Source organism: Modestobacter sp. SYSU DS0511 (assembly GCF_054050755.1).
This window is the reverse complement of record NZ_JBJGZY010000032.1, coordinates 18,583-45,368: the sequence shown is the minus strand read 5'-3', so window position 1 is coordinate 45,368 and position 26,786 is coordinate 18,583. Positions and strand designations below refer to the sequence as shown.

Annotated in this window: 22 protein-coding genes; 19 read left to right on the top strand and 3 right to left on the bottom strand. The window is 74.1% G+C overall.

Annotated elements, in window-relative coordinates:
- Positions 1 to 278: 278 nt before the first annotated feature.
- Positions 279 to 944 (bottom strand): DUF2461 domain-containing protein, encoded by a 666-nt coding sequence (locus ACI783_RS15305; protein WP_457141239.1) that lies wholly within the window; start codon positions 942 to 944, stop codon positions 279 to 281.
- 8 nt (positions 945 to 952) lie between these two features.
- Positions 953 to 1,522, bottom strand: a complete 570-nt coding sequence (locus tag ACI783_RS15300) for an N-acetyltransferase family protein (RefSeq protein ID WP_457141238.1) — start codon at positions 1,520 to 1,522, stop codon at positions 953 to 955.
- Between the two features lie 72 nt (positions 1,523 to 1,594).
- Between ACI783_RS15300 and ACI783_RS15295 the strand changes: the two genes are divergently transcribed.
- The 8 genes from ACI783_RS15295 (at position 1,595) to ACI783_RS15260 (ending at position 11,577) form a co-directional block, all read left to right on the top strand.
- A complete protein-coding gene (locus tag ACI783_RS15295) occupies positions 1,595 to 2,821 on the top strand; it encodes a winged helix-turn-helix domain-containing protein (protein ID WP_457141237.1) in 1,227 nt (408 codons plus the stop codon).
- A gap of 27 nt (positions 2,822 to 2,848) precedes the next feature.
- A complete protein-coding gene (gene thyX / locus ACI783_RS15290; protein WP_457141236.1) occupies positions 2,849 to 3,601 on the top strand; it encodes an FAD-dependent thymidylate synthase in 753 nt (250 codons plus the stop codon).
- 33 nt (positions 3,602 to 3,634) lie between these two features.
- Positions 3,635 to 4,489: a thymidylate synthase gene (locus ACI783_RS15285; RefSeq protein ID WP_457141235.1), complete on the top strand. Its 855-nt coding sequence runs from the start codon at positions 3,635 to 3,637 to the stop codon at positions 4,487 to 4,489.
- A gap of 2 nt (positions 4,490 to 4,491) precedes the next feature.
- The gene (locus tag ACI783_RS15280; protein ID WP_457141234.1) at positions 4,492 to 5,097 is read left to right on the top strand and encodes a dihydrofolate reductase; all 606 of its coding nucleotides are present in this window, start codon (positions 4,492 to 4,494) and stop codon (positions 5,095 to 5,097) included.
- A gap of 10 nt (positions 5,098 to 5,107) precedes the next feature.
- The gene (gene dapA / locus ACI783_RS15275; protein ID WP_457141233.1) at positions 5,108 to 6,004 is read left to right on the top strand and encodes a 4-hydroxy-tetrahydrodipicolinate synthase; all 897 of its coding nucleotides are present in this window, start codon (positions 5,108 to 5,110) and stop codon (positions 6,002 to 6,004) included.
- A gap of 5 nt (positions 6,005 to 6,009) precedes the next feature.
- Positions 6,010 to 7,719: a ribonuclease J gene (locus tag ACI783_RS15270; protein WP_457141240.1), complete on the top strand. Its 1,710-nt coding sequence runs from the start codon at positions 6,010 to 6,012 to the stop codon at positions 7,717 to 7,719.
- 127 nt (positions 7,720 to 7,846) lie between these two features.
- Entirely contained in the window at positions 7,847 to 8,623 is a 777-nt protein-coding gene (locus ACI783_RS15265) for a 4'-phosphopantetheinyl transferase family protein (RefSeq protein ID WP_457141232.1), read from the top strand.
- Entirely contained in the window at positions 8,620 to 11,577 is a 2,958-nt protein-coding gene (locus tag ACI783_RS15260; RefSeq protein ID WP_457141231.1) for an acetoacetate--CoA ligase, read from the top strand. The genes ACI783_RS15265 and ACI783_RS15260 overlap by 4 nt, the downstream gene beginning before the upstream one ends.
- Positions 11,578 to 11,595: 18 nt before the next feature.
- Here ACI783_RS15260 and ACI783_RS15255 read toward each other — a convergent pair whose 3' ends face one another.
- Positions 11,596 to 13,548: a dipeptidyl-peptidase 5 gene (locus ACI783_RS15255; RefSeq protein ID WP_457141230.1), complete on the bottom strand. Its 1,953-nt coding sequence runs from the start codon at positions 13,546 to 13,548 to the stop codon at positions 11,596 to 11,598.
- Between the two features lie 102 nt (positions 13,549 to 13,650).
- Between ACI783_RS15255 and ACI783_RS15250 the strand changes: the two genes are divergently transcribed.
- The 11 genes from ACI783_RS15250 to ACI783_RS15200 all read left to right on the top strand — a co-directional run bounded on the left by ACI783_RS15250 (position 13,651) and on the right by ACI783_RS15200 (position 26,762).
- Positions 13,651 to 16,167 carry a DNA translocase FtsK gene (locus ACI783_RS15250; protein ID WP_457141229.1) on the top strand — a complete coding sequence of 839 codons (2,517 nt, stop codon included), beginning with the start codon at positions 13,651 to 13,653 and terminating at the stop codon, positions 16,165 to 16,167.
- Between the two features lie 255 nt (positions 16,168 to 16,422).
- Positions 16,423 to 17,967: a 30S ribosomal protein S12 methylthiotransferase RimO gene (gene rimO / locus ACI783_RS15245; RefSeq protein ID WP_457141228.1), complete on the top strand. Its 1,545-nt coding sequence runs from the start codon at positions 16,423 to 16,425 to the stop codon at positions 17,965 to 17,967.
- A 4-nt stretch (positions 17,968 to 17,971) separates the two neighbouring features.
- Positions 17,972 to 18,655: a CDP-diacylglycerol--glycerol-3-phosphate 3-phosphatidyltransferase gene (pgsA, locus tag ACI783_RS15240; RefSeq protein ID WP_457141227.1), complete on the top strand. Its 684-nt coding sequence runs from the start codon at positions 17,972 to 17,974 to the stop codon at positions 18,653 to 18,655.
- On the top strand, positions 18,652 to 19,197 hold the full coding sequence (locus ACI783_RS15235; RefSeq protein WP_457141226.1) for a CinA family protein: 546 nt from the start codon (positions 18,652 to 18,654) through the stop codon (positions 19,195 to 19,197). The genes pgsA and ACI783_RS15235 overlap by 4 nt, the downstream gene beginning before the upstream one ends.
- Positions 19,198 to 19,305: 108 nt before the next feature.
- Entirely contained in the window at positions 19,306 to 19,746 is a 441-nt protein-coding gene (locus ACI783_RS15230; RefSeq protein ID WP_457141225.1) for a helix-turn-helix domain-containing protein, read from the top strand.
- A gap of 269 nt (positions 19,747 to 20,015) precedes the next feature.
- A complete protein-coding gene (locus ACI783_RS15225; RefSeq protein ID WP_457141224.1) occupies positions 20,016 to 20,732 on the top strand; it encodes a TetR/AcrR family transcriptional regulator in 717 nt (238 codons plus the stop codon).
- Positions 20,733 to 20,925: 193 nt separating this feature from the next.
- On the top strand, positions 20,926 to 22,197 hold the full coding sequence (locus ACI783_RS15220; protein ID WP_457141223.1) for a DUF4032 domain-containing protein: 1,272 nt from the start codon (positions 20,926 to 20,928) through the stop codon (positions 22,195 to 22,197).
- A gap of 187 nt (positions 22,198 to 22,384) precedes the next feature.
- Positions 22,385 to 23,635 (top strand): extracellular solute-binding protein, encoded by a 1,251-nt coding sequence (locus tag ACI783_RS15215; RefSeq protein WP_457141222.1) that lies wholly within the window; start codon positions 22,385 to 22,387, stop codon positions 23,633 to 23,635.
- The gene (locus ACI783_RS15210) at positions 23,632 to 24,591 is read left to right on the top strand and encodes a carbohydrate ABC transporter permease (protein ID WP_457141221.1); all 960 of its coding nucleotides are present in this window, start codon (positions 23,632 to 23,634) and stop codon (positions 24,589 to 24,591) included. Before ACI783_RS15215 ends, ACI783_RS15210 begins: the two co-directional genes overlap by 4 nt.
- Positions 24,591 to 25,424 (top strand): carbohydrate ABC transporter permease, encoded by an 834-nt coding sequence (locus ACI783_RS15205; RefSeq protein ID WP_457084958.1) that lies wholly within the window; start codon positions 24,591 to 24,593, stop codon positions 25,422 to 25,424. The genes ACI783_RS15210 and ACI783_RS15205 overlap by 1 nt, the downstream gene beginning before the upstream one ends.
- Before the next feature lie 75 nt (positions 25,425 to 25,499).
- Entirely contained in the window at positions 25,500 to 26,762 is a 1,263-nt protein-coding gene (locus tag ACI783_RS15200) for an ABC transporter ATP-binding protein (protein ID WP_457141220.1), read from the top strand.
- Positions 26,763 to 26,786: the final 24 nt, after the last annotated feature.

Sequence of the window (26,786 nt, the reverse complement as noted above, 5' to 3'; positions counted from 1 at the left end):
CGCACCGTTCTGCGGGCACGGTCACCGGCCGCACCGTTGTGCGGGGACGGTCACCGGCCACGCGAGGGCCGGCGTCCGCGCCGCGAGCACAGCGCAGGCCGTGGGCACACGAGCCGCCCACACGCCACCGCCCCGGCCTCGGCGGTGGAGTCCACGCGGACAGCCCCGCCCGCCTGCGGCGCCGAGAGGGGCACCAAGCTCCCGGGCACGGCGGGCACCCACCGATCGGCGTCACGTGACGGAAGAACCGCCGGACGCGCGCGGCGTCGCCACGTCGATCAACGGCGACGATCCGGAGGCGCCGTCGTCGCGCCGACGTTGTCGTCCAACCACCGGTTCAACGGGGCGAACGCACGCCAGGCGTCGCGCACCCGGTCCAGCGCAGCCTCGGTGTGCAGCCACTCAGTGGGTTCCCACTGCCGGGACCCGTGCAGCGACTTGTGCCGGAGCAGCTCGATCCGGGGGTGGTCGGCCGGCCACCCCCGGGGACACCGCACCAGCCGGTCGCCGTCGATGTCGAATCCTGCGGCACGCAGCTGCTCCACCTCGGCGACCAGCCGGGGGCCCTGCAGGTCGTCGGCCACGGCCCGCCGGAAGCGCTCCAGCTGATCGGGCTGCAGCCGCCAGCAGCCCCCGGCCACCCGCAGCCCGTCCGCGGACACCTGCACGTACACCGAGCCCAGGCCCGCTCCGTCCGGGTGCAGCACCGCACCCTGGTGCGTCTTGTACGGCGTCTTGTCGTGGCTGAAGCGCACGTCGCGGTAGGGGCGGAACAGCTTCGGGGTGCCGAACTCACCGCTGAGCTCGTCGACCAGCGCCTGCACGGGGCCGCGGATGTGGGCCTCCCAGTCGGCGCGGTGCGCCGTCCAGTACGCCCGGCTGTTGTCCGCCTCCAGGCCCTCGTAGAAGACCAGCCCCTCGTCGGGGAAGCCACTGAAGCCCACCCTGCTCCTCACGGTCGCGTGTCGTCGTCGAACCAGCTGTGCCACCGCTCCTGGGGCACCGTCGCGCTGCCCGCGTCCAGGATGCGGGTCCACCCGTCGGGTGCCCACCCGGCGCCGGCCAGGAAGCGAGCGGTGACGGTGTCCGCCGCCGGCAGCCACATCACCAGACCGGGCGCGCCCAGCGTCCGGGCCGCGTCGGCGACCGCGGCCAGCAGGCGGCTGCCGTGCCCCCGCCGTCCCCAGCGAGGCTCCACGGCCAGCGCCACGATCTCGAGCAGACCGGAGCCGGGATCGTCCTCCGCGGGGGCGCAGGCGGCGAGCCCGACGACGGATTCCCGTTCCTGGGCCACGAACACCCGGTGGGCCGGCGACGGAGGGGTGTCCACGGACCGGCGCCAGGTGCTCGCCGCCGCGTCGTCGTCCCACCCGTCGAGCACCTCGTCGGGCAGCACCTCGCGGTACGCGGTGCGCCAGGTGACGACCTGCACCCGGGCGATCGCCGCTGCGTCGTCCGCCACGGCCGGGCGCACCGACACCTCCGCGCGACCGCGCGGGCCAGGGAGCGGGGGCAGGTGCACTCCGGCAGCCTAGGTCGTCGGCGGGTCCGGCCCGACCCGCGCTCGTCGTACCCCCAGGGCAGGATCGAGCGCGTGACCACGGCTGTCGAGCGGCTACCCGCCGCCCTCGCCCGGCGGATGGCGTTGGCCGCCCAGGGGTTCGCCGACCCACGTCCCAGCGGCGCGGTCGGCACCCGTCAGCTCCGGCGTACCGCAGAGCGGCTGGCCGTGGTGCAGATCGACTCGGTCAACGTGCTGTCCCGGTCGCACTACCTGCCCTACTTCAGCCGGCTGGGTCCCTACGACCGCACAGCCCTCGACGCCTTCTCCAACCGCCGGCACGACCTGTTCGAGTACTGGGCGCACGAGGCGTCGTTCCTGCCGGCGCGCCTGCAGCCCTGCCTGAGGTGGCGCATGCACGCCGCCGACCGCGAGGCCTGGGGCTCGATGACCCGGGTGCAGCGCGAACGGCCGGAGTACGTGGCGGCCCTGCTGGACCGGGTGCGCGAGGAGGGGCCGCTGCGGGCGAGCCAGCTGCAGGAGGCGCGCCCGCACCGCCCCGGGAGCATGTGGAACTGGCACGCCGGCAAGGCCGCCCTGGAGTACCTGTTCTTCACCGGCGCGCTCACCGCCCGCGCCCGCACCGCCTCCTTCGAGAGGGTCTACGACCTGACCGAGCGGGTCCTGCCCGCCGCAGTCGTCGACACACCCACCCCCGACCGGGCCGACGCCATCCGCGAGCTGGTGCGCACCGCTGCGCGCGCGCTCGGTGTCGCCACCGAGACCGACCTGCGCGACTACTTCCGGCTGGCCCCGGTCGACGCCCGGACGGCGATCGCCGAGCTCGCCGACGCCGGGGAGCTGCAGCCGGTCGACGTGGTCGGCTGGGGGCGGCCGGCGTGGGTCGACCCGCTGGCCCGCCGGCCGCGGTGGACCCGGGCGCGGGCGCTGCTCAGCCCGTTCGACTCGCTGGTGTGGGAACGCCCCCGGGTCGAGCGGGTCTTCGGCTTCCGGTACCGGCTGGAGATCTACACCCCCGCGCACAAGCGGGTGCACGGCTACTACGTGCTGCCGTTCCTCCTCGGCGACCGGCTCGTCGCCCGGGTCGATCTCAAGGCCGACCGCCAGGCAGGTGTGCTCCGGGTGCAGGCCGCCCACGCCGAGCCGGGCGTCGACCACGGTGCGGTGGCGGCCGAGCTCGCCGCCGAGCTGCGGCTGATGGCCGGCTGGCTGGCGCTGGCCGACGTCACGGTGGCCGGCGCCGGGGACCTCGCGCCGGCGCTGAGGCCCGCGCTCGCCGCCCGGGCGTCGGCAGGCTGAGCGGTGCCGCCCCCGTACCCTCGACAGGTGCCCGCGATCGCTCCGCTCCAGGTGCAGGTCATCGCCCAGACCCGGTTCACCCCGCCGGACGACGTCCCCTGGGAGACCGACGCCGACGGCGGTCAGGCCCTCGCGGAGTTCGCCGGCCGCGCCTGCTACCAGTCCTGGGACAAGCCGAACCCCGCGACGGCGACCAACGCCGGGTTCCTGCGCCACGTCCTCGAGGTCGGCCACCTGTCGGTGCTCGAGCACGCCAGCGTGACGATGTACCTGACCGGGCTGTCGCGGTCGCTCACCCACGAGCTCGTCCGGCACCGGCACTTCTCCTACAGCCAGCTCTCCCAGCGGTACGTGCCCGAGCGGGACGCCGCCGTCGTCGAGCCGGCCGTGATCGCCGAGGATCCCGAGCTGCACGCGCGGTTCCTGGCCGCCACCGACGCCGCGCTGGCCGCCTACACCGAGCTGCTCGACGGGCTGGAGCAGCGGTTCGCCGGCGTCCCCAACGCCACCCTGCGCCGCAAGCAGGCCCGCCAGGCGGCCCGTGCGGTCCTCCCGAACGCCACCGAGACGCGCATCGTCGTCACCGGCAACTACCGTGCCTGGCGGCACTTCGTCGCCATGCGCGCCAGCGAGCACGCCGACGTGGCGATCCGCGAGCTCGCCGTCGCCTGCCTGCGCGAGCTGCAGCGGGTCGCCCCCTCCGTGTTCGGTGACTTCCGGGTCAGCGCGCTGGCCGACGGCACCGAGGTGGCGGCCAGCCCCTACGTCACCGAGGGCTGAGTGCGCACCGACGATCGAGAGAAGGAAGAGACCATGGCCGAGGCCGCCCAGCTCGACACCTCCCGCTCCGACGCCCCCGGCTCCGGCCCCGCCGTCGACACCCAGTACGAGGACCTGCTGCGCCGGGTGCTGGAGACCGGCACGCCGAAGTCCGACCGCACCGGCACCGGCACGCTGAGCCTGTTCGGCGAGCGGCTGCGCTACGACCTCTCCGCCGGCTTCCCCCTGGTCACCACCAAGAAGGTGCACTTCCGGTCGGTCGCCTACGAGCTGCTGTGGTTCCTGCGAGGGGAGGGCAACGTCCGCTGGCTGCAGGAGCACGGCGTCTCCATCTGGGACGAGTGGGCCGCCGAGGACGGCAGCCTGGGGCCGGTCTACGGCGTCCAGTGGCGCTCCTGGCCCACCCCCGACGGCGGCACGGTCGACCAGCTCGCCGGGGTGCTGGACACCCTGCGCAGCGACCCGGACTCGCGCCGGATGGTGGTCTCGGCGTGGAACGTCGCCGCGCTGCCGGAGATGGCCCTGGCGCCCTGCCACACGCTGTTCCAGTTCGCGGTCGCCGACGGTCGGCTGTCCTGCCAGGTCTACCAGCGCAGCGCCGACATGTTCCTCGGGGTGCCGTTCAACATCGCCAGCTACGCCCTGCTCACCCAGCTGGTCGCCCAGCAGGTCGGACTCGAGCCCGGCGACCTCATCTGGGTCGGCGGCGACTGCCACGTCTACACCAACCACGTCGAGCAGGTGCGCGAGCAGCTCTCCCGCGAGGTGCTGCCCTTCCCGCGGTTGACCGTCGACCCGGCTCCGTCGCTGTTCGACCACACCTACGAGGACCTGCACCTGCTGGACTACCGGCACCACCCGGCGATCCGCGGCGCGGTGGCCGTCTGACCGTGGCGTCGTCGAGCGCGGGCCGCACCGTCCGGATGGTGTGGGCGCAGACCACCGACGGGGTCATCGGTGCCGACGGCGACCTGCCCTGGCGCCTGCCGGAGGACCTCCGGCTGTTCAAGGCGCTGACCCTGGGCGGCACCGTGGTGATGGGGCGGCGGACGTGGGAGTCGCTGCCCCCGCGCGCCCGGCCGCTGCCCGGGCGCACCAACCTCCTGCTGAGCAGCACGCTCGACCCGGCCGACGCCGGGGTCCCGGTGGCCCGGTCGGTCGAGGAGGTCCTCGCCCGCGACGACGACCTGTGGGTGATCGGCGGCGGCACGGTCTACGCGGCGTTCCTGCCGCACGCCGCGGAGGTGGTCGTCACCGAGGTGGACGTGCAGCTGCCCGGTGACACCTGGGCTCCGCCGCTGGGGCCCGCCTGGGTGCGGGGCCCGCGGGCGCCGGCGAACGGGTGGGTGACGTCGGCCGGCGGCCTCCGGTTCCGCGTCTCGTCGTGGCGGCGCGGCACCCCGCCGACCGGCCCGGTGCCGGCCGTGCTGGCCGAGCACGCGCAGCAGTGGGCGGCGGCCGGACGGTCCGACGGCGGCGTCGGCGCGGGCCGGTAGATTCGCGGGCATGACCACCGACCCCGCCCGGCCCTTCGGGCGCGTGATCACGGCGATGGTCACCCCGCTCGCCGAGGACGGCACCATCGACCTCGCCGGCGCCCAGGAGCTCGCCGCCCACCTCGTCGACCGCGAGTCCAACGACGGCCTGGTCGTCTTCGGGACGACGGGGGAGTCGCCCACCGTCAGCGACAGCGAGCAGCACGCGGTGCTCGAGGCGGTGCTCGACGCCGTGGGCGACCGGGCCACCGTGATCGCCGGCGTCGGCACCAACGACACCGCGCACTCCATCGAGAAGGCGCAGTCCGCTGCCCGGCTCGGCGTCGACGGGCTGCTCGTCGTCACCCCGTACTACAACAAGCCGCCGCAGGCCGGGCTGCTCCGGCACTTCACCGCGGTCGCCGACGCCACCGACCTGCCGGCGATGCTCTACGACATCCCGCACCGCTCGGGAGTCCCGATCGCCGTGGACACCCTGGTCCGGGCCGCCGAGCACCCGAACATCGTCGCGGTCAAGGACGCCAAGGGCGACCTCGGCGCGGTGCAGTGGACCCTCGCCCGCACCGACCTCGTCTACTACTCCGGTGACGACATGCTCAACCTGCCGCTGCTGGCCGTCGGGGCCGTCGGGGTGGTCAGCGTGGTCAGCCACCTGGTCGGCTCGCGTCTCGCGGAGCTGGTCGCCGCGGTCGAGTCCGGTGACCTGGTCACCGCGCGCGCCGTCAACCAGAGCCTGTTGCCGGTCTACACCGGTGTGTTCCGCACTCAGGGCGTGATCACCGTGAAGGCGGCACTGCGTGAGCTCGGCCTGCCGGCCGGCCCGGTGCGCCCCCCGTTGGTCGACGCGACACCCGAGGAGCTCGCGCAGCTGCGCGAGGACCTCGCCCACGGAGGAGTTCAACTGTGACCTCGATGCCCCCGCCCGGCCAGCAGGCGCTGCAGCCGCACCTGGACCTCAAGGCCCCGCCGCCGCTGGCGTCCGGCGGGTTGCGGGTGATGGCCCTGGGCGGGCTGGGCGAGATCGGCCGGAACATGGCGGTCCTGGAGTTCGACGGGCAGTTGCTCGTGATCGACTGCGGCGTCCTCTTCCCGGAGGCCGAGCAGCCCGGGGTCGACCTGATCCTCCCCGACTTCGGCGTCATCGAGCACCGGCTGGCCGACGTCGCCGGCGTCGTGCTGACCCACGGGCACGAGGACCACATCGGCGCCATCCCCTACCTGCTGCGGCTGCGCGCCGACATCCCGCTCATCGGCTCCCGGTTCACCCTCGCCCTGGTCAAGGCCAAGCTGCGCGAGCACCGCATCGACCCGGTGCTGGTCGAGGTCGCCGCCGGTGACGACCACGTGGCCGGCCCGTTCCACACCGAGTACATCAGCGTCAACCACTCGATCCCCGATGCGCTGGCGGTTGCGGTGCACACGCCCGCGGGCACGCTGGTGCACACCGGTGACTTCAAGATGGACCAGCTGCCGCTGGACGGCCGGCTCACCGACCTGGGCGCCTTCGCCCGGCTCGGCGTCGAGGGCATCGACCTGCTGCTGAGCGACTCCACCAACGCCGAGGTGCCCGGGTTCGTCACCTCGGAGCGGGAGATCGGCCCGGTGCTGGACTCGGTGTTCGAGCGCGCCACCCAGCGGCTGATCGTCTCCAGCTTCGCCAGCCACGTGCACCGCATCCAGCAGGTGCTCGACTCCGCGGTCAAGCACGGCCGCAAGGTCGCCCTCGTGGGCCGGTCGATGGTGCGGAACATGGGCGTCGCGCAGGACCTCGGCCTGCTCCGCGTCGCCCCCGGGCTGATGGTCAAGCTCGACGAGGCCGCCGCCATGCCGCCGGAGCAGGTGGTGCTGGTGAGCACCGGTTCGCAGGGCGAGCCGCTGTCGGCGCTGGGCCGGATGGCCCGCGGGGAGCACCACCAGATCACCATCGAGGCCGGCGACACGATCATCCTGGCCTCCTCGCTGGTGCCGGGGAACGAGACCGCCGTCTACAAGGTGATCAACCAGCTGGCCCGCCTGGGCGCCACGGTGGTGCACAAGGAGACGGCGCGGGTGCACGTCTCCGGGCACGCCCCGGCCGGTGAGCTGCGCACGCTGCTCAACGTGGCCAAGCCCCGCTACCTGATGCCGGTGCACGGTGAGTGGCGGCACCTGCGGGCGCACGCCGCGCTGGCCGAGCAGACCGGCATGGCCCGCGACCGGATCCTGCTCGCCGAGGACGGTGTGGTCGTCGACCTGGTCGACGGCAAGGCCTCGATCGTCGGCAGCGTGCCGATCGGCAACGTCTACGTCGACGGGGTCAACGTCGGGGACGTCGGGGAGGAGTCGCTGCAGGCCCGGCGGATCCTCGGCGACGAGGGCTTCGTGGCGCTCACCGTGGTGATCGAGCCCTCGACCCGCACGATCGTCCGGCCGGTGCACCTGTCGACCCGGGGCTTCTCCGACGACCCGTCGGCCTTCGACGAGGTGCTCGCCCTGGTCGAGGACAACCTGCGCCGCACCCTGGCCGACGGCGAGGTCGATCCGCACCGCCTCTCGCAGGTCATCCGCCGCACGGTCGGCAAGTGGGTGAGCGACCGGCACCGCCGTCGCCCGATGATCATTCCCACCGTCCTCGAGGTCTGACCCGGGCGGTGTCCCCGGGGCCACGGGGGCCCGGCCTCCGTCGTGGTCCGGGTAGCCCGCCGGTGTCCCGGGGACGGCGCGCGGATCGGGGCTGCGGTGGACTGCGGGCAGTGCCACCATGATCAGGATGAGGCGGTGGTCACGGCAGCCCGGGGTTCCCCGGCCCGGCGGGTCGGGGAACCCCGGGGCGTGCGGCACCGTCCCGCGCCGCGACCGGAGCGGTGCGGTCGCCGTCTGGCAGGCGGGTCTCGACCTGCCGGACGACGCCCTGGAGGCCGCGTCGGCGCTGCTCTCGCCTCCCGAGCGGGCCCGGGCGGACCGGGGGACCGAACCGGTCCGTCGGCGGCGGATCGCGCTGCGCGCTGCCCTGCGCACGGCGGCCGCCCGCGAGCTCGGCTGTTCGCCGGCGGAGGTGCCGCTCACCACCGGACCGTCCGGGCGGCCCGAGGTGCCCGGACCGGCGGCGGGGCTCGACGTCACCTGCACCGCCTCGGGCACGACGGGGTTGGTCGCGGTGGGCCGCGGTGTCCGGGTCGGGATCGACCTGGAGCGCGTGACCCCCTGGGCTCCGGAGCTCCTCGAGGACGGCTGGCTGTCCGAGCGCGAGGCCATCGCGCTGCTCGCCCTGCCCGCCGGCGAGCGGGCGACCGCGGCCGCCCGTGCCTGGGCCGGCAAGGAGGCCGTCCTCAAGGCGGGCGGGTGGGGCCTGACGGTCGCCCCGGCGCTGGTCGAGCCCGGTCTCGCCGGCACACCCGTGCGGGTGGCCGGGTGGACGGTGACGGGTCTGGTCACGCCGCCGGGGACGGTCGGCCGGCTCGCCTGCTCGCGCCGCCGACCGCTGCACCGCGGTCCGCTGGTGCCCCGTCCGCTCGAACTCGTCCCCGCAGGAGGGAGCACCTCATGACGTCCATCGCCGACGAGCGGTCCACCGCCACCCAGCTGGCCGCCTTCCGGGTGGCCTGCGAGCAGCTGGCCGGGCAGCCCCTGGACAGCCCGACGGACCTGCACGCCTTCTCGGTGGCGCGGCCCGAGGCGTTCTGGCGTCTCCTGCTGGAGTGGTCGGGCCTGCCCTGGTCGGGGTCGGCCGACCCCGTCCTGACGGGGGACGACGTCGAGACCGCCCGGTTCTTCCCCGCGGTCACGCTCAACTACGCCGAGGCGCTCCTGGCGCCGCTGCCCTGGGTCGACGACGACGCCCCCGCGCTCAGCTCGCTGCACGCCGCGGCCCCGGCCCAGCGCTGGTCCCGGCGGGGGCTCCGCGAGGCGGTCGCCGGCGCGGCCGATGCCCTGGCCGCCCTGCGCATCGGCCCCGGTGACCGCGTCGCGGTGATCGGGCCGAACGACGGTGCGGTCACCGTCGCGGTGCTGGCCCTGGCCGCCGTGGGTGCCACGGTGTCGACGTCCACCCCGGACATGGGCACCGCCACCCTGCTGGGACGATTCGCGCAGGTCGAGCCGTCCACCCTGCTGCTGGACCGGTCCGCGGGGCCGGAGACCGGGACCGCGGCGCTCGCGGAGCTGCTGGCCGGGCTGCCGACGGTGCGCCGGGTGCTGGTCCTCGACGACGGCCCGCTGCCCGAGCACCCGGTGGTCCCGGTCGACCGCCTCGCCGACCTGGTCGCGCGGGCCGCCGGCGGGCGGCACCACGACTGGCCGAGGCTGCCCTTCGACCACCCGCTGTTCGTCATGTTCTCCTCGGGCACCACCGGGCCCCCGAAGGCGATCGTCCACGGCGCCGGCGGCACGCTCCTGGAACACGTCAAGGAGCACCGGCTGCACGGTGACCTGCGTCCGGCGGACCGGATGTACTTCCACACCACGACCGCCTGGATGATGTGGAACTGGCAGCTGTCCGCGCTCGCCGTCGGTGCGTCCGTGGTGCTGTACGACGGTCCCGTTCGCGGGCCGCAGACCCTCTGGGAGCTGGTGGCCGGGGAGGGCGTGACCGTCTTCGGCACCAGCCCGGCCTACCTGCAGCTGTGCGAGGACGCCGGCTACCGCCCGCGGAACCGGGTCGACCTCACCGCGTTGCGCGCGGTCCTGTCGACCGGGTCGGTGCTGCACGAGTGGCAGTTCGACTGGGTGGCCGAGTCGGTGGGACCCCAGCCCCTCCAGTCGATCTCCGGCGGGACGGACATCATCGGCTGCTTCGTGCTCGGCCACCCCGAGCTCCCCGTGCGGCGGGGGCGGTCCCAGGCGCTGAGCCTGGGGCTGGACGTGGCCGCCGTCGACGAGCGGGGGGAGCCCGTCGTGGGCCGGATCGGCGAGCTGGTGTGCCGCAACCCGTTCCCGTCCCGGCCGGTCGGCTTCCTCGCCGACCCCGACGGCGCCCGGTTCCACGCCGCCTACTTCGCCGATCACCCGGGCAGCTGGACCCACGGCGACCTGGTGGACGTCGCCGCCGACGGGTCGGCCCGCGTGCACGGCCGCTCCGACGGGGTGCTGAACGTCGACGGCGTCCGGATCGGCCCCGCCGAGGTGGTGGCCGCGCTGCGTGCCGTGCCCGAGGTGGCCGACGCCATGCCGGTCGAGCAGCGCGACCCCGTTCACCCGGGGCGGACCCGGATGGTGCTGCTCGTCGTCCTCGCCCCCGGCGCCGAGCTGGACGCCGAGCTGGACCGCACGATCCGGCGGACGCTGCGCCGGGAGGCGTCGGCTGCGCACGTGCCCGCGCTCGTGGTCGCCGTCCCGGGCCTGCCGGTGACCCACAACGGCAAGCAGTCGTACCGGGCGGCACGGGACGCGGTCAACGGCGACCCGGTGCCCAACCTCGACGCGCTGCGGGATCCGGGCTGCGTGGCCGCCATCCGCGCCGCGGTCCCGGTGGCGGGACAGCCGTCCGCCGCACCGGCCGCGCCCCCGGTCGAGCGCTCGGTCAGCGGGGCGACCCCGGGCGACGGGGACGAGGAGCTGCGCCGCGGGGTCGCCCGGGAGTGGTGCGCCGCGCTCGGGCTCCGCGCAGCCCAGCCGGACGACGACTTCACCGACCTGGGCGGCACCTCCCGGCAGGCGGTGGACCTGCTGCGGCGGCTGCGGACCGAGCTGGGCGCCGAGGTGCCGATCGACGAGTTCGCCCGCCACCCCACACTGGCCGGGCTCACCCGGCTCGCCGCCGCCGCCCGCGCCGCCACCCCCGAGGTGGTCGAGCCGATGCGCCCGGGCACCGGCCGGCCGGTGTTCGTCGTCGCCGACGCCTGGGGGCAGCTGAACTCCTACGCCGGGCTGGTGCGCCGGCTGGACACCGCCCGGCCGGTGCACGGCCTGCGGCTGTCGGTCACCGATTCCCGGGGTGGGCGCCGGCCCCTCGCCGACGTCGTCGACGACGCCCTGGCCGGGATCCGCCAGGTCCAGCCGCAGGGCCCGTACAGCATGCTGGGCTACTCGTTCGGCGGGCTGGTCGCCTACGAGGCGGCGGTCCGGTTGCGGGCAGCCGGCGCGGAGGTGCCCTACGTCGGTCTGCTCGACGTCCTGCCCCCGGCGGCGAACCTGACGCCGGCCGAGCGCCGCGCCCACTCATGGGCGGGCCGGGTGCAGACCGCCCGCTCGGCCACCAAGGCGCGCAAGGCCCTGGCCCGGCACCTGCCGGCCGGCCTCCGGCGGCGGTTCGCCGACCCGGTACAGGCCATGGTCCGGGGGCTCTTCTCCGCCGTGGAGGACCACGAGCTGTCCCGCTACGACGGGATGGTCACCTACTACCAGGCCCGCGAGCGGCTGCCCGTCGTCGGCAACACGATGGCCGCCTGGCTCCGCGTGGCCCCTCACCTGGTGACCACCGACGTGCCCGGCGACCACTGGGACCTGCTGGCCGCCGAGCACCTGGACGAGCTGGCCGCCCGGGTGTCGGCCACCCTCCGCTGAGCAGGTGCACGGGCCGGGTCAGGGCCGGACGACGGCGATCGGGGTGATGCCCTCCTCGGCGGGCAGCTCGAAGCCGAGCACCTGGGCGTAGAAGGACAGCTCGCCGTCGAGCGCGGCCCGGATGTTGTCCGCCTTGCGGAACCCGTGCTGCTCGCCGGCGAACAGCACGTAGGCGTGTGGCACGCCCTTCTCCCGCAGCGCGGCGACCATCAGCTCCGCCTGCGCCGGTGGCACCACGGCGTCCTCGTCGCCCTGGAACACCGCCAGCGGGGTGTCCAGCGCGTCGGTGGCGTGGATCGGCGAGCGGGCGGCGTAGACGTCGGTGCCCGCGGGCCACGGTGCGATCAGGCCGTCGAGGTAGCGGGACTCGAACGAGTGCGTGTCGGCCGCCAGCGCGGCCAGGTCGGCGACGCCGTAGTGGCTGGCCCCGGCGGCGAACACGCCGGGGCGGAAGGTCAGTGCCGCCAGGGTCGTGTACCCGCCGGCCGAGCCGCCGCGGATCGCCATCCGGGCGGGGTCGACGCGCCCCTGCCCGGACAGGAAGCGCGCGCAGGCGACGACGTCGTCCAGGTCGGCGACGCCCCAGCGTCCCCGCAGCGCCTCCCGGTAGCGCCGGCCGTAGCCGGTCGAGCCGCGGTAGTCGACGTCGGCGACGGCGAAGCCCCGGGACGTCCAGTACTGCACGGCCAGCGAGAGCACCGGCGACGCCGCGGCGGTCGGTCCGCCGTGCACGAGCACCAGCAACGGCGGGAGCTCCCCGTCCGGACCCTCGACCTGCGGGTTGGTCGGTGGGTAGAGCAGCGCGTGGGCCTCGGCCACCCCGCTGCCCCGGTCCTCGGTGGGGAAGGTGACGTGGTCCGGCCGGGAGAACCAGGCCGGGTCGAGCCCGAGGTCGCGGGCCGGACGCAGCACCTCGGCCCGCCCGTCGGCCGCCACCCGCACCACCACCGGTTCCGCCGTGGGGCCGCCGGCCACGCAGACCACGCCGTCGTCGGCGGCGCGCAGCTGGCCGAAGGACGTGTACTCCACCTCCAGCTCGCGCAGTGCCCCGTCCGGCTCGCGCACCGCCAGCCGGTCGGCGCCGTCCCGGCCGTACGCCAGCGCGACCCGCCCGCCGGGCAGCAGGGCGAACCGGCTCTGCCCGAACACCCACTGCGGCCCGGCGATGTCACTGCCCACGTCCACCACCAGCTCCGGCTCGCTCCCCGGTGCCCAGCGGTACAGCGACCACACGTCGGTGCGGTCGGCGAGGAACCACAGCGAGCCGTCGGCCGCCCAGACCGGCTGCACGACCGACTCCGGCTGCGCACCCGACCGCCCGCCCGCGATCACGGTCTCGCCGCCGTCCGGCCCGCGGACCACCAGCTCGGCGGCGTCCCAGGGCATGTCCGGGTGCTGCCACTGCAACCAGGCCAGCGACCGGCCGTCGGGGGAGAGGCGCGGGTCGGAGACGAAGTCGCTGCCGGACACCAGCACCTCGGTCGCACCGTCGGCGCCGACCCGGACCACCTCGTGCACCACGTCCGCCGACGCGCCGCCGGGGGAGTGGGTCTCCCGGACGGCGAGGGCCGCCGCGCCGCCGTCCACCACCGTCAGGTCGGCGAACCGCACCCCGGCCGGGATCGCCGGCTCGGCGGTGACCGCCACCGGCGCGCCGCCCGGGGGCACCCGGTACAGCCGCTGGTCGGCGAAGGAGGTGAACCACACCGTGCCGTCGGCGACGGTCCATGCCCCACCGCCGTACTCGTGCACCCGGGTGCGCGCGTTCCACGGCGGCGGGAGCAGGTCGGTCGTCGTCCCGTCGGGGGAGCGGCGGACGAGCACCGTCCGGCCACCCTCGCCGGGGCGGCCCTCGGCCCACCAGACGTCGGCTCCGTCGACGGCCACCTCGCCCAGCCGCGCGGAGGTGCGGACCACCAGCTCGGAGGTGATCGGGGTGGGCCAGCTGCCGTACGGGCGGATCTCGGTCACCTCTGAGACCGTAGCCAGCGGAGCCGTCGCGCCGGGAGCCGGAGGTGGACACGCGGGGCCGGGATCATCCACCTCCACCCCGCAGGCCATTACCGTCGACGCATGCCTGCTCGCGCGACGTCGAACCGGGCGCCGGCGCGTGGTGGGGCCTCCTCCCGCCCGCGCTCCGGCGGGTCCACTGCCAAGAAGCGTCCCCCGGCCAAGCGCGGCGGCTCCACCGCCGCCCGTCGGCCGGCGGCGAAGAAGAAGAGCACGCTCAGCGGCTCGCTGATGCGCGGCGCCGTCGGCGCCTGGTCGCTGCTGGCCCGCGGCGCCGGGGGGCTGGCCCGCTCGGTCGCCCGGCCCCCGGAGGCCGAGCCGCTGGCCCCGGAGCACCGCCGCGACGGCGTCGGCCTGTTCGTGCTCGGCCTGGCCATCGTGCTGGGCGCGGCGACCTGGACCGACGGCATCGGCCCGGTGGGCGCCGGCATGGCCGACGGGGTCCGCTGGACCATCGGGGTGCTCACCGCCGTGCTGCCGGTCGTGCTGCTGCTGGTGGCCCTGCGCCTGCTGCGCCACCCACCACAGCCGGAGGTCCGCGGCCGGCTGACCATCGGGTGGGTCTGCGTCGTCGCCGCCGTGGTCGGCATCACCCACGTGACCGGCCCGGACCTCAGCGACGGCGACCGCAGCGGGGCGGGCGGCCTGCTCGGCTGGGCGGTCGGCACCCCGCTGGTGGCCGGGGTCGGCCCGGTGGTCACCGTGCTGCTGCTGGTGCTGCTGGCCTTCTTCGGCCTGCTCGTGGTCACCGCCACGCCGGTGCACCAGGTTCCCGAGCGGCTGCGCGGCTGGCTCGACGAGAAGCTCGGCCGGGACACCGACGAGTACGACGAGGACTACGACGAGCTCTACGACGACGAGCCGGAGGAAGAGCCCGCGCCGCGGAGCCGGCGCGGGCGCAAGACCGCCGCCGCGGCCGTGCAGGACACCCTGGACACCGGGGTCATCGACACCGCTGCCCTGGACGGCGCGCCCGACGTGGTCGTCCACGAGCCGGCGCCCGAGGCCGTCCCGGTGCGCCGGCCGGCCGTCGTCGACCGCACTGCCCCGGCCGAGGAACTGCCGCCGATCGAGGAGCCCGAGCAGCTTCGGATCCAGCCCGTCGAGGGCACCTACACCCTCCCGTCGGTCAGCGTGCTGCGACCGGGCACCCCACCGCGGGCCAAGTCCAAGGCCAACGACGTCGCCATCGAGGCGATCACCGGGGTGCTCGAGCAGTTCAACATCGACGCCGCCGTCACCAGCTTCACCCGCGGCCCGACGGTCACCCGGTACGAGATCGAACTCGGCAACGCGGTCAAGGTCGAGAAGATCACCGCGCTGACGAAGAACCTCGCCTATGCCGTCGCCAACGACAACATCCGCATCCTGGCGCCGATCCCCGGCAAGTCCATGGTCGGCGTCGAGGTGCCCAACACCGACCGCGAGACCGTCAGCCTCGGCGACGTCATGCGCTCGCAGGTGGCCAAGGCCGACCCCCACCCGATGATGGTCGGGCTGGGCAAGGACATCGAGGGCGGCTTCGTCTGCGCCAACCTGGCGAAGATGCCGCACCTGCTGGTCGCCGGCGCGACCGGTGCCGGTAAGTCCAGCTGCATCAACTCGCTGCTGACCTCGCTGCTGCTGCGGGCCACCCCGGACCAGCTGCGGATGATCCTGGTCGACCCGAAGATGGTCGAGCTCACGCCCTACGACGGCATCCCGCACCTGATCACGCCGATCATCACCGACCCCAAGAAGGCCGCCACCGCGCTGGCCTGGCTGGTCGAGGAGATGGAGCAGCGCTACCAGGACATGCGGGCCACCGGCGTGCGGCACATCGACGACTTCAACAAGAAGGTCGAGCGCGGCGAGATCACCGCCCCGCCGGGCAGCGAGCGCGTCTACCAGCCCTACCCGTACATCCTCACCATCGTCGACGAGCTCGCCGACCTGATGATGGTCGCCCCGCGGGACGTCGAGGAGTCGATCGTCCGGATCACCCAGAAGGCCCGCGCCGCCGGCATCCACCTGGTGCTCGCGACGCAGCGCCCCTCGGTCGACGTCGTCACCGGCCTGATCAAGGCCAACGTGCCCTCGCGGCTGGCGTTCTCCACCTCCAGCCTCACCGACAGCCGGGTCATCCTCGACCAGCCGGGCGCGGAGAAGCTCATCGGCATGGGTGACGCGCTGTTCCTGCCGATCGGCGCGGGCAAGCCGATGCGCGTGCAGGGCGCCTACGTCTCCGACACCGAGATCGAGGCGGTCGTCGAGTTCACCAAGCGGCAGGCCGAGCCCGAGTACCGGGAAGAGGTCTTCACCGCGGCGGCCGGTGAGAAGAAGGAGATCGACGAGGACATCGGTGGCGACCTCGAGCTCCTGGTGCAGGGGGTGGAGCTCGTGGTGACCAGCCAGTTCGGCTCCACCTCGATGCTCCAGCGCAAGCTGCGGGTCGGGTTCGCCAAGGCGGGCCGGCTGATGGACCTGATGGAGAGCCGGGGCATCGTCGGCCCCTCGGAGGGCTCCAAGGCCCGCGACGTGCTGATCAAGCCCGACGAGCTCGAGAGCGTGCTCTTCACCCTCCGCGGCGGCGAAGGCTGATCACGCTGGCGGCCGCGGCAGGGGGCGAGGTCGTCGCCGGGCTCACCCTCCGCGGCGGCGAAGGCTGATCACGCTGGCGGCCGCGGCAGGGGGCGAGGTCGTCGCCGGGCTCACCCTCCGCGGCGGCGAGTAGAAGGCCCCAGTGCCCCACGCCTCGCAGGCTCGGCGCGGGCCCGTGCAGCGGGGCCGGCGGCGGCTGACCCTCCACCCGGCGGCGGGGAGGGGGATCGGCCGAGCGACGCCTACGATGGTCGGGTGCCAGCTCTGCCCCGCTCCGTTCCCGCCCCTGCCCCGACCGATCGTCGGAGCGGTGGCCAGCCGGGGGAGCCGCCGGCCGACGGCGCCGCGCCGCGCCGGGTGGCGGTGGTCACCCTGGGCTGCGCGCGCAACGAGGTCGACTCCGAGGAGCTCGCCGGGCGGCTGGCCGGTGAGGGCTACCAGCTGGTCGAGGACGCCGACGACGCCGACGCCGTGCTGGTCAACACCTGCGGCTTCATCGAGAGCGCGAAGAAGGACTCCCTCGACGCGATCCTGGAGGCCACCGACTCCGGTGCCGAGGTGATCGCCGTCGGCTGCATGGCCGAGCGGTACGGCAACGAGCTCGCCGGCGCCCTGCCCGAGGCGACCGTGCTCGGGTTCGACGACTACGCCGCGATCGGCGACCGGCTCGACGACGTGCTCTCCGGCCGGCCGCTCGTGCCGCACTCGCCGCGCGACCGTCGCACGCTGCTGCCGATCAGCCCCGTCGAGCGGACCGCGGTGGTGGCGTCGGGCCGGTCCGGCGATGGCGCGGTCCCGGCGCTGCCCGGCCACGACTGGCTGCGCCGGCGTCGGCTGGCCAGCGGCCCGTCCGCGGCGCTGAAGATCGCCTCCGGCTGCGACCGGCGCTGCGCCTTCTGCGCCATCCCGACCTTCCGCGGCGCGTTCGTCTCCCGCCCGATGGCCGAGGTGCTGGGCGAGGCCCAGTGGCTGGCCTCCGAGGGCGTCACCGAGATCGTCCTGGTCAGCGAGAACTCCACCTCCTACGGCAAGGACACCGGCGACCTGCGCTCGCTGGAGAAGCTGCTGCCGCAGCTGGCGGCGGTGCCCGGCATCGTCCGGGTGCGGGTCGCCTACCTGCAGCCGGCCGAGCTGCGCCCGGGGCTGCTGGAGGTCATCGCCGGCACGCCCGGGGTCGCGCCCTACTTCGACCTGTCCTTCCAGCACTCCTCGCCGACGCTGCTGCGCCGGATGCGCCGATTCGGCGGCACCGACGACTTCCTCGCGGTGCTGGCAAGGGCCCGGTCCCTCGCCCCGGAGGCCGGCTTCCGCACCAACGTCATCCTCGGCTTCCCCGGGGAGACCGAGGCCGACGTCGCCGAGCTGGAGCGCTTCCTCGTCGAGGGCCGGCTGGACGCCGTCGGCGTCTTCGGCTACTCCGACGAGGAGGGCACCGAGGGCGAACGGCTGGACGGGAAGCTGGACCAGGCCGAGATCGACGCCCGCGTCCGGCGCATCACCGACCTGGTGGAGGAGCTCACCGCCCAGCGGGCGGAGGACCGGATCGGGTCGACCGTCGAGGTGCTGCTCACCGAGGACCTCTCCGCCACCGACGGCGCCGGGGTCTGGTCCGGCCACGCCGCCCACCAGGACCCGGACGCCGACGGCACGACGACCCTCTCCGGGGTGCCGGCCGGCGCCGTCGCCGGGCAGCTGGTGCGGGCCGAAGTGGTCGACACCGAGGGCATCGACCTGATCGCCGTCGCGGTGGCGCCGGTGCTCGCCGCGGCCACCTCGACGCTCACCGCGGCCGGGGCCTGAACTCGTGAGCGCGGCGGTGCCCGAGGGTGGGGCCGACCCGGCCGCCACACCCCCGCAGTCCACGCGGCTGGTGAACCTGCCCAACGCGCTGACCGTGCTGCGGCTGCTCATGGTGCCGCTGCTGGCCCTGCTGCTGCTCACCGACGGCGGCATGGACGGCGACCGCCGGATCTGGGCCACGGTCTTCTTCGTGCTGGCGATCATCACCGACTGGTACGACGGGATGATCGCCCGCCGCACCAACCAGGTCACCGAGTTCGGCAAGCTCGCCGACCCGATCGCGGACAAGGCGCTGACCGGCACGGCGCTGCTGGGGTTGTCCATCCTGGGGCTGCTGCCCTGGTGGGTGACGGTGGTGATCCTGTTCCGCGAGCTCGGGGTCACCGTGCTGCGCTTCTGGGTCATCCGGCACGGGGTCATCGCGGCCAGCCGCGGCGGCAAGGCCAAGACGGTGCTGCAGTCGTTGGCGATCGGGCTGTACATGCTGCCGCTGACCGGGGTGCTGGCGTCGGCCCGCTGGTGGGTGATGGCGGCCGCGCTGGTGCTCACGGTGATCACCGGGATCGACTACGTCTACCGGGCGCTGACCCTGCGCCGTACCAGCGCCCGGGCGATGCGCGAGGCGACCGATCGGCGCAGCGGCGGCACCACCCCCGGCGACCCCGGTCGCCGGGACAACGCGGCGTGAGCGGCCCGCGCGCCGAGGGCGCCGTGGCCCGATTGCACGCTGCCCTGCTGGCCCGCGGGGAGACCGTGGCGGCCGCCGAGTCGCTGACCGCCGGGCTGTTCTGCGCCACGCTGGCGGCCGTGCCGGGGGCCAGCGGCACGCTGCGCGGCGGCGCCGTCGTCTACGCCACCGACCTGAAGACGACGCTGGCCGGGGTGCCCACGGACCTGCTGGCCGCCGCCGGTCCGGTCAGCGAGCCCACCGCCGCCGCGCTCGCCGAGGGCATCCGGGAACGCTGCGCGGCCACCTGGGGCGTGGGGCTCACCGGCGTGGCCGGCCCCGACCCGGTCGACGGCCACGGCCCCGGGCGGGTCTACGTGGGGATCAGCGACGGCGCGCGGACCGAGGTGCACCAGCTCGACCTGCCCGGCGACCGGGCGGCGGTGCGGGCGGGCGCGGTCGCCGCAGCGGCGCAGCGGCTGCTGGCACGCCTCGACCCCGGGAAGCCGGACGGTGGTCGGGGCGTTACGCCAGGAGCGGACGGAGCCCGACCCGGCGCGTGAGGGTGGGCCGGTCCGCGTACCGTGGGCGCACGGCGTCCCTCCGGCCCGGCCGGTCGACGCCGCAGCTGCTCGTTGCGACTGCTCGAGATGAGTGGACAGGAGACGGCCATGACGCTGCTGCGCACCCAGCTCGGCACCACCCTGCGGGGACACCGGCTGCGGCAGCGGCGCACGCTGCGGGACGTGTCCGGCGCTGCCCGGGTGAGCCTCGGCTACCTCTCGGAGGTCGAGCGCGGGCAGAAGGAGGCGTCCTCGGAGCTGCTGGCCTCCATCTGCGACGCCCTGGACGTCGAGCTGGCCGACCTCCTCGCCGAGGTGAGCCTGGAGATGCGGCTGGCCGAGCCTGCGCGGCGCACGGTCCGTCCGGTGGCCCTCCCGGTCCCCGGCGCCGGAGCCGAGGAGGCCGCGGGCGACGAGGCGGCGCAGCCGGCCGAGCAGGCGGGAGCCGCTGGCGACGCCCCGGTCGCCGAGCCCGCCCTGGCCCTGGTCGGCGGCGGGCAGCCGGCCCGCGCCGCCCGCGCCTCGGGCGCGGTCTCCCTCGCCGCCTGACGAAGGACCCCGCTGCCCCCGCGCTTCGCAGGCTCAGCGCGGGTCCCTGCAGCGGGGCCGCAGACCACCTGGACGTGGGCGCCCCCGACCGTCCAGGAGGCAGGACCGGTCACCGCGGCGGTGCGACACGAACTGCGCTCGACGTCCACCTCCTTGACCCAGTGCGACCGGGAGGGCACAAAGTGTCCATGTCTTCCCCGGGATCCCGTTCTCCGCAGTCGTCGTCCGCCGCGTCGCCGGCGCCCCACGCGGGTCGCGGTGCGGCCACCGTGCTGGAGGCCGACGCTGCCGAGGCCGCTGCCGCCGAGGCGGCCGTCTCCGGCGGGCAGCACCTGACCACCCCGGTGCCGGTGGGCGCCGGCCGGATCCAGCCACCGGTCCCCGGCCACCACCTGACCGCGCCGGTGCCCGCGCTCGCCGTCGCCGTCCCGGCCCCCCGCCCGACGGCGCCCGCCGCCGCCCGGGACCCCCGCCGGGCGCCGATCCGCACCGGGTCCGCGATGAGCCGCACCCGGCGTGGCCTGCTCAACGGCGCCCGGATCGCGTTCGCCGAGCGGGGGGTCCGCAAGGCCACCATGCAGCACGTCGCGGCGGCGGCGGGCGTGGCCAAGGCGACGCTGTACAACCACTTCCGCACCAAGGACGACGTCGCCCAGGCGCTGATCGCCTTCGAGCTGGACCGGCTGGCCGCGCTGGCCGGGGAGCTGCCCCTCACCGTCGCCGTCCCGGCGCTGGCCGAGGAGGTCGGTGCGCACCCGGTGCTGCGCCGGCTGGCGGAGGCCGAGCCCGAGACGCTGGTGCAGATGATGGCGCTGGACGCCGGGCGCTGGACCGACGTGGTGCTCACCCTGGCCTCGGCGCTGCGGATCTCCCGGCCGGAGGCCGAGCTGGTCTGCCGGTGGCTGCTCGGCCTGGTGCTGCAGCCCGGTACGCCGGCGGAGCGGGCCGCGCAGGCAGCGGTCATCACCGGCCAGATCCTGGGGTGACGGCCCGGGATCAGGTCAGCTGATCGTGCGTGCTCCTGGCTCACGGTGCGAGGTGAGCCAGGAGCACGTGGCGTGAGCCAGGACGGCGCCCGCGCCCGCTCGCCGCACCATCGGCGTGGCATCGTGACGCCAGACGACGGCGTCCCGCCCGGACCCGGCCGATCCGCCGTCCGCACACCCTCTGGAGGACCTGATGCGGTACCTCTTCCGCCCACCGGCCACCGAGGCCGCCGGGCTGCTGTCCCTGCCCTGGGACCAGCCGCTGGAGGAGTGGGACGACAGCCTGCTGCTCGACGTCCCGCAGCGCGGCATCTCCCGGCACGTCGTCCGGTTCACCGTGGCGGAGGGGCGGGTCTACGCGCTGAAGGAGATCGCCGAGCCGCTGGCCCGCCACGAGTACGCGCTGCTCACCGAGTTCGAGGAGGAAGGGCTCCCGTCGGTGTCGGTGCTGGGCATCTGCGTCGACCGCCCCGACGACCAGGAGGCCATCCTGGTCACCCGGTACCTCGAGTACTCGATGTCCTACCGCTACCTGTTCTCCGGCCCGCGGGCCGCGGACTCGGCCGAGCGGCTGCTGGACACCCTGGTGCAGCTGCTGGTCCGGCTGCACCTGGCCGGCGTCTACTGGGGCGACTGCTCGCTGTCGAACACCCTGTTCCGCCTGGACGCCGGCGCGTACACCGCGTACCTGGTCGACGCCGAGACGGCCGAGCGGCACCCCCGGCTGTCCAACGGCCAGCGCTCCTACGACGTCGAACTGGCCCGCGAGCGGGTGGGCGCCGAGCTGATGGACCTGCAGGCCGGGGAGCTGCTGCCGGAGGAGATCGACCCGCTGGAGGTCGCCAACAGCCTCCCCGACCGGTACGAGGCGCTGTGGGACGAGGTGACCCGGGAGGAGGTCTTCCGGCTCGACGAGTCGGCCATCCGGGTTGCCGAGCGGCTGGCCCGGATCAACGAGCTGGGCTTCGACGTCGGTGAGATCGAGCTGGTCACCTCCGCGGACGGCGCCCGGCTGCGGGTGGAGACCCGCGTCGCCGAGCCGGGGGAGAACCGCCGCGAGCTGTTCCGGCTCACCGGCCTGGAGGTGCAGGAGAACCAGGCCCGGCGGCTGCTCAACGACGTCCGCTCCTACCGCGCCTACCTCGAGCAGCGGGCCGGCGAGCCGGTGCCGGAGACGGTCGCGGGTCACCGCTGGCTGGCGGAGGTGTACCAGCCCGTCATCAACGCGATCCCCGAGGAGCTGGCCGGCCGGCTGGCGCCGGCGGAGGTCTTCCACGAGGTGCTGGAGCACCGCTGGTTCCTCTCCGAGCGGGCCGGCTTCGACGTCGGCACCTGGACGGCGGCGCGTTCCTACGTGCAGCACGAGCTGCCCCGCACCCCGGCGGTGCTGACCACGCCGTCGGTGATGGCGCACCGTTCGGCGGTCGCGAGCGAGATGGTCACCGAGGGGTCTCCGTCCGTTTGACAGTCTTTGTGGGCTGGGCCACTCTCCGAGATCCACGGCGATCATCGGATCGCCCCGGCGCCAACGGAGGCGGTGGACGGTGGGCGATGTCCACGAAGTCGGTCCCGACGGAGAACGGGCCGGTCCGGCCCGGTCGGCGCCCCGGAGGGCGCTGAGGCGGGGGCTGGGTGGGGCGGCCGCGGTGGTGGTGCTGAGCTTGGCTCTGGCTGCCTGCGGCGGCGACGGGGGCGGCGCCCCCACGCTGACCTGGTACACCAACCCGGACTCGGGAGGGCAGGCGGAGATCGCCGCTCGGTGCACCGAGGCGGCCGGGGGCCGCTACCGGATCGAGACCGCACAGCTGCCGCGCGAGGCGTCCCAGCAGCGGGAGCAGCTGATCCGGCGGCTCGCGGCGAACGACTCCTCGATCGACATCATGAGCCTGGACCCGCCGTTCATCCCCGAGTTCGCCGAGGCCGGGTTCCTGGCCGAGGTGCCCGAGGACGTCGCCGGGCGGGTGACCGAGGACGTGGTGGAGAGCGCGATCGAGGGCTCGACCTGGAACGACGAGCTGGTCGCGGTCCCGTTCTGGGCGAACACCCAGATCCTCTGGTACCGCGAGTCGGTCGCCGAGGCCGCCGGGCTGGACATGACCCAGCCGGTCACCTGGGACCAGATCGTCCAGGCCGCGCAGGAGCAGGGCGTCCAGGTGGGCGTGCAGGGCATCCGGGCCGAGGCGCTGACCGTGTGGTTCAACGCCCTGATCGAGTCCGCGGGTGGCTCGATCATCGCGGACAACTCGACCGACCCGTCGGAGATCGTGCTGGGCCTGGACTCCGAGGCGGGGGTGCGGGCCACCGAGGTGATGCGGATGATCGCCACCAGCGGAACGGCCGGCCCGGCGCTGTCGACGGCGAACGAGGACTCCACCGCGACCGCCTTCGAGGGCCCCGAGGGCGGGTTCAACGTCAACTACCCGTTCCTGTGGCCGCGTGCGCTGGGCGCCGTGGAGGCCGGGACGATGGACCCCTCGGTGCCCGAGGACTACGGCTGGGCGCTCTACCCGCAGGTCGACGAGGGCACCCCGAGCGCGCCCCCGTACGGCGGGATCAACCTCGGGGTCGGCGCCTTCAGCGAGCACCCCGACCTCGCCTACGAGGCGACCGAGTGCATCACCTCGACGGAGAACCAGTCGTACTACTTCGTCACCAACGGCAACCCGGCCTCGGACACCACGGTCTACGACGACCCGGCGGTGCTGGAGGAGTTCCCGATGGCCCCGGTCATCCGTGACTCGCTGGAGCAGGCGGCGCCGCGGCCGCAGACGCCCTACTACAGCGAGGTGTCCGGCGGCATCCAGCGGTCGTACCACCCGCCGTCGTCGGTCGACCCCCAGCGGACGCCTGAGGCAGCGACCGAGCTCATCACCGCCGTTCTGCGGAAGGAGCAACTGCTGTGACCCAGACAACGCTCCCGCCGGTCAAGAAGACCGCGCCGGTCTCCGCGCCGGAGGGCACGACCAGCGACCGCAGTCGCGGTGAACGCCGGCTGGGCTGGCTGCTGGCCGGCCCGGCACTGGTGGTCATGCTGCTGGTGACCGCCTACCCGATCGCGCAGGCGTTCTACGAGTCGCTGTTCGACTACCGGCTCACCGACCCGGACAACCGGTCCTTCACCGGGTTCTCCAACTACGCCGTCATCCTCAGCGACTGGCTGTGGTGGCGGGCCATCCTGGTGACGCTGTTCATCACCGTGGTCACCGTCGCCGTCGAGCTGGTCCTGGGCTTCGCGTTGGCCCTGGTGATGGCCAAGGCGCTGAAGGCCATCCGCCCGGTGCTGCGCGCGGCGATCCTCATCCCCTACGCGGTGATCACGGTCGTGTCCGCGTTCGCGTGGCAGTTCGCCTTCGACATCCAGACCGGCTTCATCAACAGCTGGTTCGGCTGGATCCCGGGGATCGGTGGCGACACGGACTGGTTCGGGGGCACCTGGAGCTCGCTGTTCGTCATCTGCCTGGCCGAGATCTGGAAGACCACGCCGTTCATCTCGCTGCTGCTGCTGGCCGGGCTCGCGCAGGTGCCGGAGGTGCTGCAGGAGGCGGCCAAGGTCGACGGCGCCAGCTGGTGGCAGCGCATGCGCCGGGTCACGCTGCCCAACATGAAGGCCGCGATCATGGTGGCCCTGCTGTTCCGCACCCTGGACGCCTTCCGGGTCTTCGACAGCATCTTCATCATGACCAACGGCGCGAACGCCACCGAGTCGGTGTCGTTCCTGGCCTACCGGCAGACCATCTCGCGGCTGGAGATCGGCCTCGGGTCGGCGGTCTCGGTGCTGCTGTTCCTCGCGGTGGTGCTCATCGCGTTCAGCTTCATCAAGGGCTTCAAGGTCGATCTGTCGCAGGCGGGGGGGCGTTGATGTCCACGAAGGAACGCACCTGGTGGATCGTCGCCGGGGTCGGGATCGTCCTCTACTGCCTGGCGCCGATCGCCTGGATCGTCTCGCTGTCGTTCAAGGCGCCCAGCGACCTGGCCAACGAGTCGTTCTTCCCGAGCACCCCGACGACGGAGAACTACTCGCTGATCCTCACCGGCGATGCCAGCGACCTGTTCCTGCCGGCGCTGCGGAACTCGTTCGGGATCTGCCTGATCGCGACGTTCATCTCCTGCATCCTGGCGATGTTCGCCGCCTACGCGATCGCCCGGCTGGACTTCCCGGGCAAGAAGTTCATCCTCGGCACCGCCCTGGCGGTGGCGATCTTCCCGGTCATCTCCATCGTCACGCCGCTGTTCAACCTCTGGCGGAACATCGGCCTGTACGACACCTGGCCGGGGCTGATCATCCCGTACCTGTCGCTCACCCTGCCGATCTCCATCTGGACGATGTCGGCGTTCTTCCGGGAGATCCCCTGGGAGATGGAGCAGGCCGCGCAGGTCGACGGCGCGACGAGCTGGCAGGCGTTCCGCAAGGTGATCGTCCCGCTGGCCGCACCCGGCGTCTTCACCACGGCGATCATCGCCTTCTTCATCGCCTGGAACGACTTCGTCTACGGCATCTCGCTGACCTCCACCGAGGCGGCCCGGCCGGTGCCCGCGGCGCTGGGCCTGTTCTCCGGCGCCTCGCAGTTCGAGGACCCGACCGGGGCCATCGCCGCGGCGGCGGTGATCGTCACCATCCCGGTCGTCGTCCTGGTGCTGCTGTTCCAGCGGCGCATCGTCGCCGGCCTCACCAACGGCGCCGTCAAGGGCTGATCCCTCCGCGCAGCCCCCGGACCAGCGCGCCCACCCACCGAACTGCACGTACGCCCACGAAGGGGACGGACACCGATGGCATCCATCGAGATGAACCACATCGTCAAGAAGTACGGCGACGGTTTCCCGGCGGTGAACGACGTCAGCCTGGAGATCGCCGACGGCGAGTTCATGATCCTGGTCGGGCCCTCCGGCTGCGGTAAGTCGACGTTGCTGCGGATGATCGTCGGGCTGGAGGACATCACCAGCGGCGACATGCTCATCGGCGGCAAGCGGGTCAACGACCTCGCGCCGCGGGAGCGCAACCTGTCGATGGTCTTCCAGAACTACGCGCTCTACCCGCACCTCACGGTGTTCGAGAACATCGCCTTCCCGCTCCGGCTGTCCAAGGTCGACGACGCCGAGGTGCAGCGCCGGGTCAACGAGGCAGCCGACGTCCTCGAGCTGCACGAGCACCTCGAGCGCAAGCCGGCGAACCTCTCCGGTGGTCAGCGCCAGCGGGTGGCGATGGGGCGCGCCATCGTCCGCCAGGCGGAGGCGTTCCTCTTCGACGAGCCGCTGTCCAACCTCGACGCCAAGCTGCGCGGCCAGATGCGCACCGAGATCAGCCGGCTGCAGCGCCGGCTGGGCATCACCACGGTCTACGTCACCCACGACCAGACCGAGGCGATGACGCTCGGCGACCGGGTCTGCGTCCTGCGCAAGGGCAAGATCCAGCAGGTCGCCTCCCCCCGGGAGCTCTACGAGCAGCCGGTGAACCTCTTCGTCGCCGGGTTCATCGGTTCCCCGCCGATGAACTTCCTGCCCGCCACCCTGGAGGACCGCACGCTGACCACGCCGTTCGGGACGATCGAGCTCGACGAGCGTCGCGCCGCGGCGGTCGCCGGGCGGGACGTCCTGCTGGTGGGCATCCGTCCGGAGTACTTCGAGGACGCGTCGCTGGTCGACGAGGCCAAGCGGCCGCTCGGCTCGGTCTTCACCGCCCGGGTGGACGTCACCGAGTGGCTCGGCGACTCGCAGTTCGCCTACATCCCCTACGAGGCACCCGAGGAGATCCGCGCCCAGCTGCGCGACCTGTCCCGGGAGCTGGACGCCGAGGAGCTGCGCACCCAGGCGATCGTCTCCATCGACGCGACCAGCCGGATCCGGGAGGGGCGGGACGCCGAGTTCTGGCTGGACAGCCGCAAGGTGCACGTCTTCGACCCGGCGTCGGGGGAGAACCTCACCCGCGACGCCGAGGCCGGCGCCGAGCTGACCCGCATGGCCGCCCAGGACCGCGAGGAGCAGGTCGCCGACGCCCAGGGGTCGATCAGCGAGCGCAGCGACAGCGCAGCCTGACGCCGCACCGGGGCGCCGGTTCCC

What these genes read in the sequence shown, in the direction of transcription:
- ACI783_RS15200 (WP_457141220.1), top strand. Translation starts at nt 25,500, where the DNA reads ATGGCATCCATCGAGATGAACCACATCGTCAAGAAGTACGGCGACGGT.
- ACI783_RS15285 (WP_457141235.1), top strand. Translation starts at nt 3,635, where the DNA reads ATGGCCGAGGCCGCCCAGCTCGACACCTCCCGCTCCGACGCCCCCGGC.
- ACI783_RS15260 (WP_457141231.1), top strand. Translation starts at nt 8,620, where the DNA reads ATGACGTCCATCGCCGACGAGCGGTCCACCGCCACCCAGCTGGCCGCC.
- ACI783_RS15230 (WP_457141225.1), top strand. Translation starts at nt 19,306, where the DNA reads ATGACGCTGCTGCGCACCCAGCTCGGCACCACCCTGCGGGGACACCGG.
- dapA (WP_457141233.1), top strand. Translation starts at nt 5,108, where the DNA reads ATGACCACCGACCCCGCCCGGCCCTTCGGGCGCGTGATCACGGCGATG.
- ACI783_RS15205 (WP_457084958.1), top strand. Translation starts at nt 24,591, where the DNA reads ATGTCCACGAAGGAACGCACCTGGTGGATCGTCGCCGGGGTCGGGATC.
- ACI783_RS15250 (WP_457141229.1), top strand. Translation starts at nt 13,651, where the DNA reads ATGCCTGCTCGCGCGACGTCGAACCGGGCGCCGGCGCGTGGTGGGGCC.
- ACI783_RS15220 (WP_457141223.1), top strand. Translation starts at nt 20,926, where the DNA reads ATGCGGTACCTCTTCCGCCCACCGGCCACCGAGGCCGCCGGGCTGCTG.
- ACI783_RS15265 (WP_457141232.1), top strand. Translation starts at nt 7,847, where the DNA reads ATGAGGCGGTGGTCACGGCAGCCCGGGGTTCCCCGGCCCGGCGGGTCG.
- ACI783_RS15270 (WP_457141240.1), top strand. Translation starts at nt 6,010, where the DNA reads ATGCCCCCGCCCGGCCAGCAGGCGCTGCAGCCGCACCTGGACCTCAAG.